Source organism: Kocuria tytonis (assembly GCF_003226895.2).
Taxonomy (GTDB): domain Bacteria; phylum Actinomycetota; class Actinomycetes; order Actinomycetales; family Micrococcaceae; genus Kocuria; species Kocuria tytonis.
This window is the reverse complement of sequence record NZ_PNJG02000006.1, coordinates 1-19228: the sequence shown is the minus strand read 5'-3', so window position 1 is coordinate 19228 and position 19228 is coordinate 1. Positions and strand designations below refer to the sequence as shown.

The 19228-nt window shown below is 72.7% G+C and carries 16 protein-coding genes; 12 read left to right on the top strand and 4 right to left on the bottom strand.

Annotated features, from left to right (window positions below; translation table 11 throughout):
• Positions 1 to 41 precede the first annotated feature (41 nt).
• Both C1C97_RS11890 and C1C97_RS11885 read left to right on the top strand, forming a co-directional pair.
• Positions 42 to 896 carry a glycosyltransferase family 2 protein gene (locus C1C97_RS11890; protein WP_110920357.1) on the top strand — a complete coding sequence of 285 codons (855 nt, stop codon included), beginning with the start codon at positions 42 to 44 and terminating at the stop codon, positions 894 to 896.
• The gene (locus C1C97_RS11885) at positions 890 to 2149 is read left to right on the top strand and encodes a lipopolysaccharide biosynthesis protein (RefSeq protein WP_110920358.1); all 1260 of its coding nucleotides are present in this window, start codon (positions 890 to 892) and stop codon (positions 2147 to 2149) included. The genes C1C97_RS11890 and C1C97_RS11885 overlap by 7 nt, the downstream gene beginning before the upstream one ends.
• Before the next feature lie 296 nt (positions 2150 to 2445).
• Here C1C97_RS11885 and C1C97_RS11880 read toward each other — a convergent pair whose 3' ends face one another.
• Genes C1C97_RS11880 through C1C97_RS11870 form a run of 3 tightly spaced genes read right to left on the bottom strand, consistent with a single transcriptional unit; the run spans position 2446 to position 5862 of the window.
• Complete coding sequence (locus C1C97_RS11880) at positions 2446 to 3480, bottom strand: GDP-L-fucose synthase family protein (RefSeq protein ID WP_199712263.1); 1035 nt, start codon at positions 3478 to 3480, stop codon at positions 2446 to 2448.
• Between the two features lie 26 nt (positions 3481 to 3506).
• Positions 3507 to 4547: a GDP-mannose 4,6-dehydratase gene (gene gmd / locus C1C97_RS11875; protein WP_110920197.1), complete on the bottom strand. Its 1041-nt coding sequence runs from the start codon at positions 4545 to 4547 to the stop codon at positions 3507 to 3509.
• Between the two features lie 52 nt (positions 4548 to 4599).
• Positions 4600 to 5862: a glycosyltransferase family 4 protein gene (locus C1C97_RS11870; protein WP_121032044.1), complete on the bottom strand. Its 1263-nt coding sequence runs from the start codon at positions 5860 to 5862 to the stop codon at positions 4600 to 4602.
• 491 nt (positions 5863 to 6353) lie between these two features.
• Between C1C97_RS11870 and C1C97_RS11865 the strand changes: the two genes are divergently transcribed.
• From C1C97_RS11865 to C1C97_RS11830, 8 genes are all read left to right on the top strand, one after another.
• Entirely contained in the window at positions 6354 to 8027 is a 1674-nt protein-coding gene (locus C1C97_RS11865; RefSeq protein WP_233542924.1) for an alpha/beta hydrolase family protein, read from the top strand.
• The gene (locus tag C1C97_RS11860) at positions 8024 to 9184 is read left to right on the top strand and encodes an alpha/beta hydrolase (protein ID WP_121032087.1); all 1161 of its coding nucleotides are present in this window, start codon (positions 8024 to 8026) and stop codon (positions 9182 to 9184) included. The genes C1C97_RS11865 and C1C97_RS11860 overlap by 4 nt, the downstream gene beginning before the upstream one ends.
• 20 nt (positions 9185 to 9204) lie before the next feature.
• A complete protein-coding gene (locus tag C1C97_RS11855) occupies positions 9205 to 9579 on the top strand; it encodes a holo-ACP synthase (RefSeq protein ID WP_233542923.1) in 375 nt (124 codons plus the stop codon).
• Positions 9580 to 9689: 110 nt separating this feature from the next.
• Positions 9690 to 9944, top strand: coding sequence for an acyl carrier protein (locus C1C97_RS11850; RefSeq protein ID WP_110920194.1), 255 nt, complete (start codon positions 9690 to 9692; stop codon positions 9942 to 9944).
• Positions 9937 to 11145, top strand: coding sequence for an acyl-CoA dehydrogenase family protein (locus tag C1C97_RS11845; RefSeq protein ID WP_121032042.1), 1209 nt, complete (start codon positions 9937 to 9939; stop codon positions 11143 to 11145). Before C1C97_RS11850 ends, C1C97_RS11845 begins: the two co-directional genes overlap by 8 nt.
• A 5-nt stretch (positions 11146 to 11150) precedes the next feature.
• Positions 11151 to 12083, top strand: a complete 933-nt coding sequence (locus tag C1C97_RS11840) for a class-II aminoacyl-tRNA synthetase family protein (RefSeq protein WP_233542922.1) — start codon at positions 11151 to 11153, stop codon at positions 12081 to 12083.
• Positions 12080 to 13162 carry a DUF1839 family protein gene (locus C1C97_RS11835; protein ID WP_110920191.1) on the top strand — a complete coding sequence of 361 codons (1083 nt, stop codon included), beginning with the start codon at positions 12080 to 12082 and terminating at the stop codon, positions 13160 to 13162. Before C1C97_RS11840 ends, C1C97_RS11835 begins: the two co-directional genes overlap by 4 nt.
• Positions 13159 to 16398, top strand: a complete 3240-nt coding sequence (locus C1C97_RS11830; RefSeq protein WP_121032040.1) for a glycoside hydrolase family 2 protein — start codon at positions 13159 to 13161, stop codon at positions 16396 to 16398. The genes C1C97_RS11835 and C1C97_RS11830 overlap by 4 nt, the downstream gene beginning before the upstream one ends.
• Before the next feature lie 69 nt (positions 16399 to 16467).
• On the opposite strand, the gene C1C97_RS11825 is transcribed toward C1C97_RS11830, so the two are convergent.
• Positions 16468 to 18255: an alpha/beta hydrolase gene (locus tag C1C97_RS11825; protein WP_121032038.1), complete on the bottom strand. Its 1788-nt coding sequence runs from the start codon at positions 18253 to 18255 to the stop codon at positions 16468 to 16470.
• A 359-nt stretch (positions 18256 to 18614) separates the two neighbouring features.
• Here C1C97_RS11825 and C1C97_RS12785 point away from each other — a divergent pair, with 359 nt between their 5' ends.
• Positions 18615 to 18968, top strand: a complete 354-nt coding sequence (locus tag C1C97_RS12785; protein ID WP_407657293.1) for a hypothetical protein — start codon at positions 18615 to 18617, stop codon at positions 18966 to 18968.
• Between the two features lie 12 nt (positions 18969 to 18980).
• On the top strand, positions 18981 to 19228 hold a 248-nt coding region (locus C1C97_RS12780; protein WP_407657292.1), incomplete at its 3' end, for an LssY C-terminal domain-containing protein.

Here is a 19228-nt window from a genome sequence, read left to right as displayed (position 1 = left end):
GGGATGCCTGCGCCGTGCACCACCATTGCTGGGGAGAAGAAATGCCATTTCTGAGCGTCATCATGCCTGCGTACCGGGCGGAGACGACCATCGAGCGCGCCATGCGCTCCACACTGCGCGCCATGCCGCGTGATTCCGAACTCGTGGTCTCGGTGGACGGACCGGACGCCGAGACCGAGCGGGCGGCTCGGCGCGTCACGGACGCCCGCGTCGTCGTGCGGAGCAATCCCGAGAACGTGGGAACCGTGGCGTGCATGCGCCGTGCTCTCGAGTCGACGGACAGCGAGTTCGTGGCCAAGATGGACGCCGATGACCTGTGCATGCCGTGGCGGTTCCGCGTGGAGATGGCGGCCATGCGAAGGGCGGACATCGTGTGCGGCAGCGGGATCCGATTCGGCGGGGGCGCCGTACCGAGGCCTTCGTACCCCGGTTCGCTGACGTCGCAGGAAGTAGGTCTCCTGCTGCCCTTCACCAACCCGCTGTTCCACCCGAGTCTCCTGGCTCGCCGCCAGACCCTGCTGGACGCCAACGCCTACGCCACGGCATCCTCCGCCGAGGACTACGTCCTGTGGTGCGATGCCCTGCTGAACGGTGCACGCGTGGTGAAGGCGGCTGCGCCGGTGATCGGGTACCGGCTCAGCCCGGATCAGATCTCCGGCGCACCCGGCTACGCGCAGCGGGTCATGACGGACCCGGAAGTCGTCCGTGCCTACACCGCGTGGGCGCATGCCTCCGGGAGGCCGTGGCTGGTGGAGAACGGCGGGGCGCCGTTCTACCCGGTGGCCACACGCTCGCAGCTCGACGCCACGGTGGCCGGGATGCGGCCGCGCAACCGCGCCTACGCCCGACGGCAGGTCATGATGAACGCCACCGTGGTGGAGTCCGTCCCGTGCTGAACCAGATCAAGTCGCTCATCGAGCGGATCATCCCGCGGATGTCCTCCGCGATCGTGCTCCTCACGCTCGCGGCCTTCACGTCCCCGCACTACGTGGGCATCTACAACGTGGTCACCCTGCTCTACACGGCGATCCAGGTGACCATCGACTCCGGCGCCCGGTTCGCGGTGATGCGCGTGCTCACGGAGCCCGGGGGCATGCGGATCATGAACCGCTACCGGGTGATCATGCCCGTGGTGGCCTTCGCGATCCTCGCGGGTCTGATGCTCTTCCTGCTGCACAACGGCACGCTGGAGAACTGGGGCGAGTTCTTCCAGGTGCTCCCCGTGGCGCTCGCACCCGGGTTCGGTGCACTGGGTCTGCTCTACGTGGGCACACTGCAGGCCACCAGCCAGTGGGGTGCGCTGGCCCGGCTGCAGCTGCGGGCCGCCCTGCTGGGTCTCACGGTGGGCGGCACCACGCTGGTGCTGACCCACTCGCTGCTGGGCCCGTCCCTGCAGCTGGCCGTCACCGAGGGCGCCTTCGCGGTGCTGTGCTGGCGGCGCGCGCGGCGCAACACCCTGCCCATCCCGCACTCCGCGCCGGGCAAGCAGTCCATCCTCTCGGACATGGGCGCCATGTCCGGCTACGCACTGCTGGCCTGGTTCCAGGGTCAGGCGGAGCGCCTGTTCATGACGGTCTTCGCCGGCACCGCGGTGCTCGGCACGTACACCGCGGGCAGCGCGGTGGGTCGCGCCCCCGGTGACGCACTGGCGGCGTCGACCGCCAACATGGTCCGCGTGGGGGTCGCCGACAAGGAGACCGAGGAGGACGTCCGGGACGCCAGCGACCACTACCTGTTCCGCGCCCTGCTGCTGGCGGTCGTGGGCGTGCTGGCGGCCCAGGTCGCGGCCATCGTGCTCACCCCGCTGCTGGGGGAGAAGTGGATTCCCGCGATGTCCATGGTGCCGTTCATCGCCATGGTGTCCTTCCCGGGCGTGCTCTCGTGGGCCGCCTCGGTGCTGCTCGTGCGCACGGGTAGTGCGTGGAAGACTTTCGTGGGCCCCGTGATCGGCATGGTGTTCGGCGCGGTGATCGCGTGGGTGGCGTCCTTCGACCTGCACCTCGGGGCCACCGTCCTGGTGGCGCGTGAATTCACCGTGGTGCTCGTGGCCTACCTGTTCATCGGCAGGGCGGCGCCCTGGCGCTCGTTCTGGTTCGCGGTGGGGCTCAGCGTGGTGGGCCTCGGGGCCTGCTGGCTCACGCTGCTCTGAGCCGCCCCCAAGCTCTTCTCGGGGCCTGGTCCTGCCGCGGCCGCCGCGCCTCACCGGCAGCGCGTCCCTCCTCGGCGGCCCGCACCTCGCGGTGACCCGCTCCCCGGCCGGTGCCGCACGACGACGCCGCCCGCACCCCACGGTTCGCGGACCATCCGTACCGGCCCGGGCCCGCCGCGGATCGACCGGCGGGAATCCGATCCGGCGGCAGGGGGCGGTACGGGCGGGCACGAAAAAGGCGGGCGGCCCGTGGGGCCGCCCGCCTTCGTCGCGCGGTGGTGCGTTCCGTGGAGCAGTCACATGCCCCTGGCGGAGTCCCGGTGCGCCCGGTACCACGCCACGGTGTCCTCGAGACCCGTGGGCAGGTCGATGGCGGCCGTCCACCCGAGCGACGTCAGGTGGGAGACCTCCATGAGCTTGCGCGGGGTCCCGTCCGGTTTGGAGGCGTCCCAGTGGGTGACGCCCCGATAACCGGTGGCGGTGGCCACGAGCTCGGCGAGTTCCTTGATCGTGACGTCCTCGCCCACTCCCACGTTGACCTGCTGCGGGCCGTCGTAGTGCTCCAGGAGGAAGAGGCACGCGGACGCGAGATCGTCCACGTGCAGGAACTCGCGGCGCGGTGAACCCGAACCCCAGTTGGTGATCTCGGTGTCCCCGTTGCGCACCGCCTCGTCGTAGCGGCGGATCATGGCGGGCAGCACGTGCGAACCGGCGGGGGAGAAGTTGTCCCCGGGTCCGTACAGGTTGGTGGGCATGGCCGAGATCCAGGGCAGCCCGTACTGCCGACGCACGGACTGCACGTGCAGGATGCCCGCGATCTTCGCGATCGCGTACGCATCGTTGGTGGGTTCGAGGTACCCGGTCAGCAGCGCGTTCTCCCGCAGCGGCTGCTCCGCGAGCTTCGGGTAGATGCAGGACGAGCCCAGGAACAGCACGCGCTCCACCCCCGCGGCCCGCGCGGCGTCCAGGACGTTGAGCTGGATGCGCAGGTTGTCGGAGAGGAAGTCCACGGGGCGGGTGCTGTTGGCCCCGATCCCCCCCACCTTCGCGGCCGCCAGGACCAGGTAGCGCGGCGCGTGCCGCGCCATGAAGGCCTCCACGGCGTCGCGGTCCCGCAGGTCCAGCTCCCGGGACGTGGCCCCGATCAGGTTCTCGAATCCCTGGCTCTCCAGGTGACGCCAGATCGCGGAGCCCACCAGGCCCCGGTGCCCCGCCACGTAGAACGGGGCGGAGCGGTCCAGCTCACGGGGCGAGTAGTCGACGTCGTCGGTGGTGCGGGCGTCGGCGGGGTCGCTGACGGTGCGGGGCCAGTCCGGTCCGGTGTGTGTCATGTGCTCCTCGCTGTTCGGCTCCGTGCTCATGCGGCGTGCCCCGGTGCCCAGATCTCCTGCTTGACGGTGTCGATCCACGGGGACCCGGCGCACTCCAGGGCGGTGCGGTCCGCGTCCACCATGATGCGCGCGAGCTCGGGGGCGTGCACGGTGGCCTTCCAGCCGAGCTTCTGCTCCGCCTTGGAGGGATCACCGATCAGGGCGTCCACCTCGGTGGGGCGCAGGTAGCGCTCGTCGAAGCGCACGTGCTTCTCCCAGTCCAGTCCGGCGTGCTCGAACGCGGTCTCCAGGAACTCGCGCACGGTGCTCGGCCGGCCGGTGGCCAGCACGAAGTCCTCGGGCTCGTCCACCTGCAGCATGCGCCACATGCCCTCCACGTACTCGGCGGCGTAGCCCCAGTCGCGGACGGCGTCGAGGTTGCCCATGTACAGGTGCTCCTGCTTGCCCGCGGCGATGGCGGCCACTGCGCGGGTGATCTTGCGGGTCACGAACGTCTCGCCGCGGCGGGGGGACTCGTGGTTGAAGAGGATCCCGTTCACGGCGAACATGTCGTACGCCTCGCGGTAGTTCTTGGTGATCCAGTACGAGTAGATCTTCGCCGCGCCGTAGGGCGAGCGCGGGTAGAAGGGGGTGTCCTCGTTCTGCGGCGGCGGGGTGGCCCCGAACAGCTCGGACGTGGAGGCCTGGTAGAAGCGGCACTTCACACCGGCGCGGCGCACGGCCTCGAGCAGGCGCACGGTGCCGAGCCCCGTGGTGTCACCGGTGTGCTCGGGCTCGTCGAAGGACACGCGCACGTGGGACTGCGCGGCCAGGTTGTAGACCTCGTCCGGGTCGATCTCGCCCATGAGGGTGACCAGGCGGGCCGCGTCGGAGAGGTCCCCGTAGTGCAGGAACATGCGCGCGTCCGTGTTGTGGGGGTCCTGGTACAGGTGGTCGATGCGCGACGTGTTGAAGGTGGACGCGCGGCGGATCAGGCCGTGCACCTCGTAGCCCTTGGACAGCAGCAGTTCCGCCAGATAGGAACCGTCCTGCCCGGTGATGCCCGTGATGAGCGCTTTCTTGCCCATGATGTTCTCTCCCCTAGTGGATGGTGTTCGTCGGGACCGTGGCCCCGGTGTGTCAGGAATTGACGGTGGCGGGCGCCCGGTGCTCCGTTGTGACGGGCAGCAGCTTCGCCACCGCGGAGACGAAGGAGCGCACGGCGGCGCCCCTGCTCAGGACCTCGCGGACGTAGCGGCGCCCCCCGCGGTGGGTGGCTCCGCCGGTGGTGATCCACTCGTCGTGCAGTTGCATGGCGCCTTCCACCAGTGCCTCCGGATCCCCGGGCCGCACCCGGATCCCGGCGTCCGCGGCGGCGAGCTCCGCGGCTGAGGGGCCGGCGGCCTCGACGGCCGCGAGCACGGGGCGGTCCGCGGTGAAGTAGCTGGTGAGCTTGCTGGGCACGCACATCTCCGTGAGCCCGGGACGTTCGTTGACCAGCAGGACGTCCGCCGCGCGCAGCAGCCCGGCGTAGGTGTCGTTGTCCACGCTGGGCAGCACCTCGAAGCGCGGCGTGGTGGTGGCAAGCTGCTCGAGCTGCGGGCGCTGGTGCCCACCGCCCACGAGCACGAAGCGCAGCGGGGCCCCCGTGCGCTCGGCCACCTGAGCGGCCGCGGCCACGTTGGTCAGGTCCTGCTTGGCGCCCATGTTGCCGGTGTGCAGCACCACCACGTCCTCGGGGCCCCAGCCGAACCGCCGCCGCAGGGCATCGGTGTCCACGGTGGGTGCCTCGGAGATGTGGGTCCAGTTGCGCACGGTGGTGATGCGCTCCGCGGCCACTCCCATGTGGCCCCGGAGGTAGTCCGCGAACCGGTCGTGGATCACGACGGCGCCGCTGCACGAGCGCAGGAACGTCCCCTCCACGGCGCGCATCATGTGCGTGACCGGTCCACCGGCCGCACCCGTCTCCGACAGGCCGGCGGTGTAGATGTCGTGCACCCACGCGATCACGGGGGTCCGGGTCAGTGCGGCGCGCACCCGCACGATCGCCGAGGCGAACAGCGCCGGGGTGACGACCACGACGGCGTCGGGCCTGCCCCACGGTGCCGTGGCGGCGCGCAGCCCGAAGACGATCTCCATGCCGAGGCGGCGCAGCTGGCCGGCGTCGTGCGGCACGGGGTGCGGGACGCGCAGGACGGGCACGCCGTCGATGACCTCGTGCGGATCGCCGGTGCGCGGGTACCCGTCGTGGATGCGCCACTGCGGGTAGTGCGGCAGGCCGGTGATGACCTCCACGTCCCAGCCGGACTCGCGCAGGGCCTGGGCCATGCCGGCGGTGTACGGGGCGATGCCCGTGTGTTCCGGTGAATAGTTCAGACCTACGATCAGGACGCGTGGTGACACGCTTTCTCCTCCCCCAATGAAAGCCGGAGCGGCGTCCGGCTCTCCCCCAGTTGCGGCGGACCTCCCCAGGTCCACCGCCATTCCCGGAAATTCAGCGGGAATGCGAAAACATGATCGGCGGTCGCTATCGGCAACCGCCAACCGTTCACCATCATAATCACCGCGCAGAACGCCACGCCGCCACAATGACCACAAATCTGTGTGGGCTCATGTAGGTACAACCGCGTGAAACCACAGGTCGGAACGGGAAAAACAGTCATCTCAATGCAAAAACACACATTAGGGGACGGCGGGCACGGCCACTCCCTCAGGACCCCGGGCTATGATTTGTGAGTGCAAAGCTGCACGATCCCGGCGGGGAACGCGAGGATCGGGCAGGGGAACGCTTCTCGCGGCGGGGGAATCGACCGCGGGAAGGTGCCCGTCGGGAGGGCGGGAGCGAAGCACCGGTGCGCGGCTGAGGCGCATCCGGTGCGGAACTGGGGAGAAACATGCGTATTGCCGGTCAGGCAACTTTTCTGGCGGGGGAGCAGCACACCATTCAGGCGTGGCTCCACGGCCCCGCGGACGGTCGTGTGCGCGGTGCCGTGATCGTGGTGCCCGCCCTGGCCCGCGAGGAGGTGGTGAGCCGCCGCAGCATGCGCCTCGTCGCGGCCCGGGCGGCCGCCGAGGGCTGGCTCGCCATCCGGCTGGCGTGGAGCGGGACCAGCGAGTCCGGTGAGCGCCCCGCGGGCAGCGATCCCGTGGCCGTGTGGCACGAGGACATTGCCGTGGCGTACCGCACCGCTCGTGAACTGGTGGGCCCGGAGCTTCCCGTGCACGGGATCGGCCTGCGGATCGGGGCCGCGATCCTCGCCACGTCCACTCTGCCCTTCGGCACCCGCCTGCTCTGGGAACCGGTCTCCGGCGCCGCGTACATGCGGCAGTACACGGGACTGCGGCGCGTGAGCGGGCTCCCGCTCCCACCCGAGACGGAACACGGCGTGGAGATCGGGGGCATGCACTTCACGGACGAGGAGGCCGAGACCGTCCGGGCCCTGCCGGAGCCCCGACTGGTCGCCGCGCCGGGGCTCGTGCCGGTGCGCGAACAGGACCGCAGGGTGGCCAAGAAGCTCTACGGGGTGGCGACCATCTACGCGAAGGCGAGCCCCGAGGCCATTGCCGCGCTCGTGGCCCGGCTGGAGGACCCGTCCGGTGCTCCCGTGCCTCGCGCCGAATGGGCGGACGTCAGCGGGTGGCGGCCGGTGACCGTAGCCCGGCTGCACGTCGCGGAGTTCGGCGTGGACGTCGAGGAGGAGCTGCTGGAGCTCGGGCCGGACCGGCTCCCGGCGTCCTACACGCATCCGGTGGGCCGGCACGGAACCGGTGCGGGCGCCGTCCTGCTCGCCCCGCCCGCCGTGGATCCCAAGGACGGTCCCACGGGACTGTGGACCGTGCAGGCCCGACGGCTCGCCGCCCGCGGCGTTCCCGCGCTGCGCGTGGAACGCCACCACTGCGGCGACGCCGCCGGACTGGACGAGGTCAAGGACGTCAACCCGTACACGGCCCAGGGCATGTGGGACCTGGACATGGGTGCCGGATGGCTGCGGGAGCGCACGGGTGAGGAGGTCACGGGGGCGGGACTCTGCCTGGGCGGCTGGCTCGTGGCCATGGCCCCGCCCACGAGTGCGATGACCCGGCGCGTGGTGATCAACAACGTGTCGTGGCGGGCCACCGAGCGCTACTACGAGCGGCTCTACCGCAACTGGGACGTGGACGCCGTGCTGGAGAAGCTGCGGACCGCCATGGACGTGGAACTGGCCGAGGGCTGGCGCACCCGGATCAAGAACAGGGTGCGCCGCCGGATGCCCTATCCCGTGTGGCTGGTCCTGGGACGGCGCAACATCCCGAACGTGCCGGAGGTGGTCATGGAGTACGCCACACGAGGTGCCGAGCTGTCCCTGTACTTCGGCCCCGAGGACGGGCTGCTGTTCCGGGGGGAGCGCGGCGAGGAGGGCCTGGCCCGGCTGACACGGCAGGGCCGCCGGATCGAGGTGGTCTACGTCCCCGAGCTGGACCATTCGCTGCAGGCGCACTCCTCGCGCCTCGCCGCACTGCAGATCATCGACGCCGCCGTGGGACTGGGCGGACAGACCGAGGGGAAGGTGGCGCCGTGCGCCGCATGACAGGACACAGCACGAACCCCCGCCGCTCCGGCCGGGGCGCCCTGCGAGTGCTCGTGGCCGGCGCTCTCACGACCGCGCTGCTGACGGCGTGCGGCACGGGTGGACCCGAGCCCGCTGCCACGTCCGCCCCGGCCATGGGCTTCGACGCCCAGGCCGTGAAGCAGACGGGGTTCGCGGACCCGGAGGCGCTCCGGCGGCAGGCGGACGGGATCACCGTCAGCGGGGCACGCGGGCTCTCGCCCCGGGCCGTGGAGCTGGAGGTGCAGACCGATGCCGTCTCCCCCGACGCGCCCGGGGGACGCAACTCCGTGGTGGTCATCACCCCGGAGAACTACGACCCCGCCGTTGCCTACCCCGTGGTGTACATGCTGCCCGGCAGCGGGGCCACGGACGCTCCCGCACTGCAGTGGTACGAAGCCGGGCAGGCGGAGCAGGTCACCGGTGGTCTGCCCGTGATCACGGTCGTCCTCAGTGGCGGCCAGCAGGGGTGGTACACGGACTGGGCCGACCACGAGAAGACGATACAGAACTGGGAGACGTTCCACCTGGAGCAGGTGGTGCCGTGGGTGGACTCGCACCTGTCCACGGCCGCGGACCGCGACCACCGACTGGTCCTCGGCAATTCGATGGGGGGCTACGGCGCCGTGCGCTACGCCGAGGACCGTCCCGATCTCTTCGGGGAGGCCGTCAGCCTGTCCGGTCTGCTGGATCTCTCGTCCTCGGACGCCCGCCAGTACTTCACCGAGGCCTCCCAGCAGAGCACCGGGAAGACGGACTCGGTCTTCGGGGACGGCAGCACCACCACGGACGAGCAGTGGCAGGCCCACGACCCCCTGGCCCAGAGCGGGAAGCTCAAGGACGTGCGCGTGCAGCTCTTCGCGGGCAAGGGCAACGGCCAGGCGGGGGACATCGAACCCGCCCTGCGGGACACCACCGCCGCGTTCGCCCGTGAGCTCGACTCCCGGGGTGTGAAGGGCGAGTACACCGAGTACGGGGCGGCGGGCTCGTGCGACGGCGGGCACACGTTCGAGTGCTGGCGTCCCGCCGCCACGGTGGCCCTGGGCCGCTGGGCGGACCGGCTCCACCTGGAGCGGAGCGCACCCCGGCCGTCGGTGGCTCCCGAGTTCCGGGACGTGACCTCCGGGGGTGCGTCATGACCGTGCCGCACGCTCCCCAAATGGGATGCGACCTGCAGGCGGTCGCTCCGGTGGCCGAGGCGCTGGAGCGGCGTGGCGAGCGCTACCTGCGTGCCGTGTTCTCCCCGGAGGAGGTCGCGGACCTCACCCGGGGAGGGGAGGGCGCGCCGTCGGCGGAGTCCGTGGCGGGGCGCTTCGCCGCCAAGGAGGCCGTGATGAAGGTCCTGCGGCCCGGCGGAGACGACGCCGTGCCCTGGCCCCACATCATGATCCGCTCGGCGGCGCACGGAGAACCCCGGGTGCAGCTGCGGGACTCCGCGCGGCTCCTGGCCCACCGCAGGGGGCTGCGGGAGTGGAGCGTCACCACCTCCCACGACGGCGGCTTCGCCATGGCCGTGGCGCTCGCCGTGTGCTGACCCGGTGCGCCGTGACCTCCCGGGTCACGGCGGAGCACCACCGCGGCGGTCGCGAGGCGCCCGGACCGCGGCACGAAAGACCAAGCAATCAACCGAAAGAGGTTCACACCATGGATTCCACCGCCATCGAGACCACCGTGCGCGAGGTTCTCGCCGAGCAGGGCAAGCTCTCCGAGGACGCGCAGAGCATTGCCGCGGACGCGGACCTGTACCGCGCCGGCATGACCTCGCACGCCTCCGTGAACGTGATGCTGGGCCTGGAGGACGAGTTCGACATCGAGTTCCCCGAGGAGCGCCTGACCAAGGCCACGTTCACGTCCGTGCAGTCCATCACCGACGCCGTGGAGGCGATCCAGAATGACTGAGACCACCGTTCTGACCGAGACCCCCGCGTCGCGGGGCGAGGAGCCCGAGGACCGCGCCGAGCGCGTGGCCGCGCGCGCGGAGGCCGTGGCCCGCGTGGCGCGCGAGTTCGCGGCCGCCGTGGACGAGGAGGGCCGCTTCCCGCGGGAGGCCATTGACGAGGCACGCGCCCAGGGGCTGCTGGCCGCTCCCATCGCGGAGACGGACGGCGGGCTGGGCTACAGCATCACCGAGCTGTGCCGGATGCTGGAGCGCGTGGGCCGGGAGTGCACGTCCACCGCGATGATCCTGGCCATGCACCACTCGCAGGTGCTGTGCCTGACCCGCCACGCGGACACCGACCACCTGCGGGACTTCACCCGCCGGGTGGCGTCCGAGGGGCTGCTACTGGCCTCGGCCACCACCGAGGTGAACATCGGCGGCAACACCCGCACCTCCACGTGCGCGGTGCGCCCGATCGGCGAGGGCCGGGTGGTCCTGCACAAGACCTGCCCCGTGATCTCCTACGGTGCGTACGCGGACGCCATCCTGGTGACCGCCCGCCGCAGCGAGGACGCGGCGTCGAGCGACCAGGTGCTCCTGGTGGTGGAGGCGGCGGACCTGCAGCTGGAGCGCCAGCGCGGCTGGGACGCGCTCGGGATGCGGGGCACGTGCTCCGAGTCCTTCGAGCTGGACGCCACCACCCGTGCGGACGCCATGTTCGCCACGCTGTTCGAGACCATCTCGGCGCAGACCATGCTCCCGGCCGCCCACTGCCTGTGGGCCTCGGCGTGGCTCGGGATGGCCACCCAGGCCGGGCTGACCGCCCGGTCCGTGGTCCAGAAGGCCGCCCGCAAGACCCCGGGGACCACACCGCCCTCGGCACTGCGCCTGGCGGAGCTGGAGGTGCAGCTGCAGTCCATGACGGACGTGGTGCGCGCCTCCGTGGCCCGCTACGAGGCCGCGTGGGAGGACCCCGCCACGTGCGAGTCCATGCAGTTCGCGATCGCCATGAACACGCTGAAGGTCTCCGGCGCGGAGGCCGTGCGGCGGATCGTGGGGGACGCCCTGGTGATCGTGGGGATCACGGGCTTCGCCAACCGCTCGCCCGTGAGCCTGGCCCGGCTGTACCGGGACAGCATCGGTCCGTCACTCATGGTCAACAACGACCGCATCCTGCAGCACACCGCCACCATGCAACTCGTCTCGAGGGGACAACGATGACCATCATGGACACCCACCAGGACCTCGCCACCCAGCAGGACACGTTCCGCGCGGGCCTCGAGGCCAACGACTGGCTGCTGCCCACCCTGGGCGACGGCGTGAACGGGCTCGGGCCCCAGGCCGAGGACGTGGTGCAGGGCATCGCGGCGGCCGCCCGCAGGATCGCGGCGGAGCTCTCCCCGGAGGCGGGGACGCGGCGGCTGCGCTTCCCACCGGTCAACGGCACGCGGCTGCTGGAGCGCACGGACTACGTGGCCTCCTTCCCGCAGCTGCTGGGCACGATCTCCGCGTTCGAGGGGGACAACAAGGCCCACCGCAAGCTGCTCTCGATGTACGAGGACGGCGGCGACTGGTCGGGCGAGCTCTCGCCGGCCGGCCACGCGCTGGTCCCGGCGGTGTGCCACCCGCTGTACGCGTACCTCGAGGGCTCGCAGGTGGACGGCACCGTGTTCGAGCTCATGGGCGAGTGCTACCGCCACGAGCCCAGCCCGGACCCCATGCGCTTCGTGACCTTCCGGATGTTCGAGGCCGTGCGCCTCGGCACCCCGCAGGAGGCGGACGAGCACCGCGAGAAGTGGCTCGCCGCGGGCACGGACCTGCTGCGTGCACTGGGCCTGACGGTCGAGGCGGACACCGCGAACGACCCGTTCTTCGGCCGCGCGGGCAAGCTGCTCAGCGCGGGTCAGCGCGAGGCGCAGCTGAAGTTCGAGATCCTCACGGAGGTCTACCCGGGCCACCCCACGGCGATCGCCTCGGCCAACCTGCACGAGGAGCACTTCGGGGAGGCCTTCGACCTGCACACCGCCGACGGCGCCGTGGCCCACTCCGCGTGCTTCGGCTTCGGTCTGGAGCGCGTGGCACTGGCGCTCGCCGCGAAGCACGGTTTCGACGTCGCCGCGTGGCCCGCCTCCGTGCGCCAGGAGCTGGGTCTGTCATGACCGCACTCACCGAGAACCGCAGTGACGCGCCGGCCAGGGAGTTCGGCGGTCGCCCGTTCGGCACCGGGACCCTGGCCGTGCGTGGGTGCGAGTCGCTCACCGCGGCGGACGCACCCCGGTCCGTGCTGCACGATCCCGCGGAACCGTGGTCACCCACCAACTGCTACATGGACGTGTGGATCGGGCTGACCGCGGTTCTCGGTCTGGACCCGGTCCCCATGCTGGCGGCCGCGTTCAGCGCCGACTTCCTGGGGGACCAGTGGGAGTTCCTGAAGCCCCGCCAGGAGGACATCGAGGAGCTCTACGGGCTCATGGTGGGGGAGTACGACACGTGGCGTCCCCTGTGCGAGCACCTGCAGTGCGCCATGTCCCGCGGGGACGCCCTGATCGTGGAGGTGGACGCGTACCACCTCCCGGACACCGAGGGCGTCTCGTACGGGATGCAGCACTCCAAGACCTCGATCGTCCCGCTGCGCCTGGACCCCGCGGCCGGTGAGCTCGTGTACCTGCACAACGACGGCGTGCACGTCCTCTCCGGCGCGGACCTGGACAACACGCTGGGCCCGGGAGCGCGGTCCGGGATGGTGCCGTTCCCGTACGTGGAGCTGGTCCGCCTGGACGGGATGCACCGTCTGGCGCCGCAGGAGCTGTGGCGCCACGGTGTGGAGCTGGCGCGCGCGCACGTGCGGCGCGCACCGGCCGAGAGCCCGGCCCGCCGGCTCACCGCGGCGATCCGCGACGAGCTGCCCGTGATCGCGGAGCGGGGGATGGACTACTTCCACGTCTACTCCTTCGCCACCACCCGCCAGGCGGGACTCACCGCGGGACTGGCGGCGCACGCGTGCCGCTACCTCGCGGAGGGCGCCGAGCAGTGGCCCGGTGACCTCGGGATCATGACGCTGCTCGAGGCCGCGGAGTCCCTGGACACCGCCGCGGCGGCGGCCAAGACCCTGCAGTTCCAGCTCGCCCGGGTGGCACGGGGCCGCACGCCGCGCATCGACGCGTCCGCCGAGGCGTTCGTGACCGGTTACGACGCCGGCATGGCCGCCGTGCGCCGCGCCCTCGGTTCCGGGGAATGACGCCCGCGCCCGAGCCCGACCCGCTGGCCCGCGCCTCGTGGACGCTGCACCGCAGCGACCCCGGGGCGGAGCCGGACGGGCCCCTGACCCGCGGCATCGCGGCGCGCGTTCCCGGAACCGTCTCCGGCGCGCTCCGTGACGCCCTCGGCGAGAGCGCCGTGGACCCGGTTCTGGACGCGGCCACCCCGGACACCGTGTGGGAGTACCGCACGCGCGTGCACACCCCGGGCGGTCCCCACCGCTTCACCTCCGCGGGGGTGGCCACCGTGGCGCGGCTGCTCGTGGCGGGCCGCGAGGTCCACGCCTCGGACACCGCGTTCGCGCCGTGGAACGTCACGGTGGAGCTGCCCGCCGGCGAGTGCGGGATCACGCTGCGCATCCTGCCCACCACCAGCATCCCGGTTCCGCGGAAACCGCGTGCCCGGTGGCTGTCCCCACTGGTCGCCGACCGTTCCATGCGCTGGCGCCGGACCCCGCTCACGGGTTCCATCGACTGGCCCGGCGCGCGCGAGGTCCTGGGCCCGTGGGGTGGTCTCGACGTGCGGCCCGTGGCGCACCCGGACGCCACCGCCCCGGTGCCTGCCCGGCTTACGGTGCGCGCGGACGACGCCGTGGCCCCGGCACCTGCTGGGCCCGCACAGACCACCGCGGCCGACATCTCCGCCGCCGTCCGTCCGGCCGCCGTGGCAGCACGCCGGCCGGTGGACCCCGCCGTGGCGGTCCGCACCCGGGTGGCAGAGAACGGTGACGGCGTGGTGACGGTGCGCTGGACCGCGCCGCCCGGCGCCGCGCCCGCCACCCCGCCGACGGTGCGCGTGAGCACGCACCCCGTCGGTCCCTCCGGCACCGGGGGACTCGCGGCCGGAGCAGCGGCCCCACACGAGCGCACCACGCGAAATCTCAGCATCATTGGGCCCACGGAGACGGCTGCGATGGACGACCCCGCAGCCGTGGACGGACGCGAGGCCGTGGTGTACGGCGCGGATCTCACCGTGCCGGACCCCCGTCTCTGGTGGCCCCACGGGATGGGGGAGCAGAACCTCTACCGGGTGCGGGTCTCAGCCGGGGACACCGAGCACGGGTTCCTCGTGGGTTTCCGCACCGTCACCGCCGAACCCCGCAACGACAACCTGCAGGGGTTGGCGCTGCGGGTCAACGACGTCCCCGTGTTCGCCCGGGGTGCGGTGTGGCCGGGAGCGGACCCCTTCGAGGTGGCCGCCGCCCCGGAGCGCACCCGGGAGCTGCTCCACCGGCTGCGGGATGCCGGAACCACGATGCTCCGGATTCCCGGCACCGGCTGCCACGAGACCGAGGACTTCCACCGGGCCTGCGACGGACTGGGGCTCATGGTGTGGCAGGACGTCCCACTCGGACCCCTGGACCCGCCTGACGACCCGCAGTGGCGCCACGAACTGCGGCACGAGGTCCGCGCCCTCGCCGCACGCCTCGCGGCCCATCCCTCCACCGCCGTGATCTCCGGCGGCACCGAGGTGATCCAGGCCCCCGTGCTCGCGGGACGACCCGCGCAGCAGTGGGTCCCGGAGATCCTCCTGCACGAGGTTCCCACCGCCGTGGGGGAGGCCGGCGCCCAGGTGGTGGTGGTCCCGTCCTCACCCTGCTCCGACGCCCACCTGGATGCGGCGCAGCGCGCCCACGACGCCGCACGGCACGTCGCCGACGCCGCGGACCGCGACCCCGGGGCCGCGCAGCGCCTCCCCGACGACGTACCGGACCACCCGGGTGCCGCGTCGGATCATGGGGGTGCCATGTCGGCCCGCCCGGGTGCCGCGCCGAACCATCCCGGTGCCGTGCCGGGTTCCTCCGACCCCGCACCGGAACCCTACGGCTCCCGGCCTGAGCCCTCCGATCGCACACCGGGACCCTCCGGCGCACCGAGCGGTGACGCGCGCCCGGCGGGGGAGCGGGCGGCGTCGTCCGCGGAGCCCCCGCGGCGCTCGCCCGTGGACGCGGCGGACGGGGTGTCCCACTACTTCGGGGTGGGCGCCTACGGCCGCCCGCTCGAGGACGCCGTGACCCGAGGGGTGCGCTTCGCCGCGGAGGCGCTGGCCTTCGCCGTGCCGCCCGAGCCGGTCGTGGTGCGCGCGCAGTTCGGCACGGAGGGGCCGCTCGACGGCGCGGACTCCGCCGCCGCGTGGCGGCGCGGTCTCGCGCACGATCCCGGGGCGGCGTGGACCTTCGAGGACACCACCCTGAGCTACGTCCACAGGCTGTTCCTGGACCGGGACAGCGATCCCGACGCCGGCCTGGCAACCCCCGCGCGCCCGGCACCGCAGGAGCCGCCGAACGATCACGCGCGGCGGCTGGAGTACGAGCGCGCCGCCCTGGCCCACGTGTTCCAGCGGACCTTCGCGCAGTGGCGCGGCGCCGGCTCCGCGTGCCGGGGGGCCCTGGTGCTCTCGGCGGTCTCCACCGCGCCGGGCGCCGGCTGGGGCGTGCTGGACGTGACCGGGCGGCCCACCGCCGCGTGGTACGGGATGCGCCGCGCCTGCGCGCCGGTGGCGGTGTGCTTCGTGCCCGCGGGCGGGGACGGTCTGCCCGTGCACGTGTGGAACGACGCCCCCGAACCGCTCACGGCGACGCTCCGGCTGACCGTGGCCACGGTGCGGGGTGGGTGCCAGGATCCGCTTGACGTGCCCGTCACGGTCCCCGCCCACGGCGAGCTGAGGATCCGCGCGGACCTCGCGGACGGCACGTTCCGGGACCTCGACCACGCGTACGGCTTCGGGGAGCGGGAGTACGAGGGGGTCTCCGCGCACCTGCTCGACCGGGAGGGCCGCCTCCTGGCGCGGGACGTCCACCTCAGCGGTGGCCCGCGGCGCAACCACCCCGCCGATCCGGGACTGAGCGCCCGGTGGGTGCGCCGCCCCGCGGTTGGGAGCGGCACCGCAGCCGAGCTGCCGGACGGCCGCACCCGGCACGACCGTGGCCCGGAGGCGGTTAGTGACTTGGCGGCAGCCGGTGGCCCGGGGGCAGACGGTGGTTCGGTGACGGACAGCGGCTCGGAGGCATGGGCGGTGGCCGTCACGGCGGAGGGACTCGCGCGCTTCGTGGCCCTGGACCTCCCCGTGGACGCCGTGGCCGAGGACGGCTACGTCCACGTGCTGCCGGGGGAAACCGTCCACCTCCCGGTGAGCGGGGACGTCACCCGCGCGGTGCGGGCCGCCACGCGGGTGCGGGCACTGGCGGTCCCCGCCACCGCCGTCGATCCCGTGTGAGTCCCGCGAACCCGGACAGGTGCCCCGTGCCGAGCGGCACGGGGCACCTGTCGTGGGGGACCGGCGGCGTCAGCGAGCGGCGGCCGCCCGCCCCGTGACCTCGCCCACCACGTACTCGGTGAGCGTGTTCCGGGAGGCGGTGGCGAACACCGAGTGGTCCAGGGGCTCCAGGAGCAGCATCGCCGACCGGGGACCCGTGCGTCCCGGGGTGGCGTTGGAGTGCGCGGCGTCCGCCGGACCGAACACGGCGTTGACGGTGAGCCCCGGAATGCGGCTCAGCTGCCGCAGCGCGGGGTGCGGCACGTCGATGATCCCCAGGGTCGCCGCGAGCGCGTTGACGCGGGGTGACGCCTCGTGGGCGCGCGCTCGCGTTCCCCGCACCACGGTGCGTGCGGCGTTGCCCACGTGCGTGGTGAGGACGCGGCGCAGGGAGCGCCCGGTGGATCCGGTGGGTGCCGCGGCGGCGTCCTCGGTGGGGGCGGGTGCGTCTTCTCCCGGCAGCCGGGGAGCCAGCGGACCGCTGCGCACCCCCTGGCGCCAGTAGCGCAGCGGCGCCCGCTGCCAGCCGATGTTGTTGATCACGTACAGCGTCAGGCGGCCCGCGAGCTCGGCGGGCAGCTCACGGGCGCACGCCACGAGTCCCCAGGCGCCCAGGCAGATCCCGGCGGCGAACAGGGGACCCTCCGTGAGCTGCCCGATGTGCTCGAGGAGTTCCCGGCACTCCACCACGGTGTGCCGGGCGTACGGGTTGGTGTTCCACGGAGCGTGGTCGTACACGAGCTCCCCGGTGTCCGAGCGCTCGGCCAGCAGACACACGGCGCCCCGCGCGGAAGCCAGCAGTGCCGTGCGCAACCACAGCCCGCCCGCGGCCTCCATGACGTCGGAACCCGGGGACACGAGAGCCAGCCCGGGTGCCGCGGGCGCGCGGTCCAGCGGCTCGGTGATGATGGCGGGGCGCTGCGCGCTCCCGTTCGTGGTGCGGCGCAGGCGCACGGCGGCGCCGTCGACGTCCACCGTGATGTCCTGAGCGGGGGACGGCTCCCGGACCGCCGACCGTGTCTCCGAGCCGCGGGCGGGTGCCTGCGCGCCCACGGCCTGGACCACAGCACTCGTGACCCGGTCGGGAACGGTGGCCGCCCGCGGGTGGACGTCGAGCGGGAGCGGACCGGTCTGCGCCTCGTCCAGCAGCTCGATCCGTCGTGACCCGTCCGCGGTGGGCGCGGGAACGGCCTTGACCGAGGCGGCGCCGGTGGCGGTCAGGTGGAGGTCCATGAGCTCGGTGCCGTCCGTGATCCGGGGCGGCAGGTCCGCCCCGGCCATGCGGCGCAACGCGCTCTGGTGGCGCAGCCACTGCTTGCCGGACACCGGGGCGAGCACGAGCCGGTGCGCCCAGCCGGCGTCGTCGTCCGCGGCGAGCAGGGCACCCGCGAGGCTGAAGCCCACTCCGCTCACGGGCTCGCCCTGACCGGCCCAGTCACGCACCACGCGCAGGTCCTCGGCCCAGAGCTGCGCGTCGGTGGCGTCGATGTGCGCGGGGCTCTGCCCCGTGCCCGACCAGTCGAAGCGCACGACCCGCCAGCCGTCCGCGGCGAGCGCACGGGCGGTGTGCACCACCGTGCGGGTCATCGTGACGCGCTCGCGTCCCGGGGGCGCGGCAAGCACCACCGTGGCCCCCCGGGCAGGCAGGGCCGGCTCGTGGACGTCTACGGCGATCCAGCGCTCCCCCGCGGGCACCCAGCCGTGCGAGACTCCGGCCGTGGTGTCACTCGTGGTCTTGTTGCGCGTGGGCCGCAACGAGCGGCCCAGGCGTGAATACGTCAGCACAGATGTCTCCCCCATGATCGTGATGCCGCGCATCCCGGTTCCCCGGTGACCCCACACCGATCGCCTCGGAGGCGATGAGAACTACACGACGGCATCATGTACTTTTCCATGCTATCCGCCGGTTCTCGGGGGAGCGGGGTCTTCTCCGCCCCCACTTTGGGGTGCATCGTCCCCGCGGGCACCGCGCGCCGCCCACCGGGTGCGGGCCCCGGTGCGTGGCAGACGTGCCGCGCCCATGTCCTCCCGAACGGGACCACGGGTCGCCTAGGATCGCCTCGGGTGCGCGGGACGGTGCGGACCCGGGGCCTGGCGTGGGCGTCCGCACCCGGTGCGGTGACCACCGCGGGTCCTCCGGCACGCAGCACGGGTTCACCCCCGGGAACGGTCACACCATGAAGAGGTACGAATCGCCGCGGCAGCCCGCGGAATACCGGCGGCCACCGGAGGAGGTCCAGGGGCGGCGCGCCGGGCTGGGCATGGACGTGGTGGAGAACATCTTCTTCGGCGTCGTGATGGTGCTGATCTTCGTGTTCGCGGCGGCGATCCTGCGCAGCGCGGGCAACGCGTGGACCCTGATCGGCTACAGCATCGTGTTCTGGGCGCTCATGGCGTACCTCGCCCTGCCGCGCCTGCACCGCACCCTGACCGCCATCTACGTCCCCTCCTACCTCATCGGGCGCACCGTGACACCGGACGGGCTGCTGGGGGACCCCGTGAACCTGGCCGTGAACGGCTCGGAGGAGTAGATCCACTCGGCCATGACGGCGGCGGGGTGGACCCTCGCGGATCCCATCACCCTGGGGTGGGGGATCGTGAAGTCCTCCGTGACCCGCAGGTCCTACCCCGAGGCGCCCGTGAGCCCCCTGCTGCTCTTCGGGAAGGTCCAGGAGTTCGCCTACCAGCAGGAGGTGGACGGCAACGCCGCGCAGCGCCACCACATCCGGTTCTGGCCCTGCCCCGAGGACTGGCCCCTGCCCGGGGGGGGGGGGGGGGGGGGGGGGGGGGC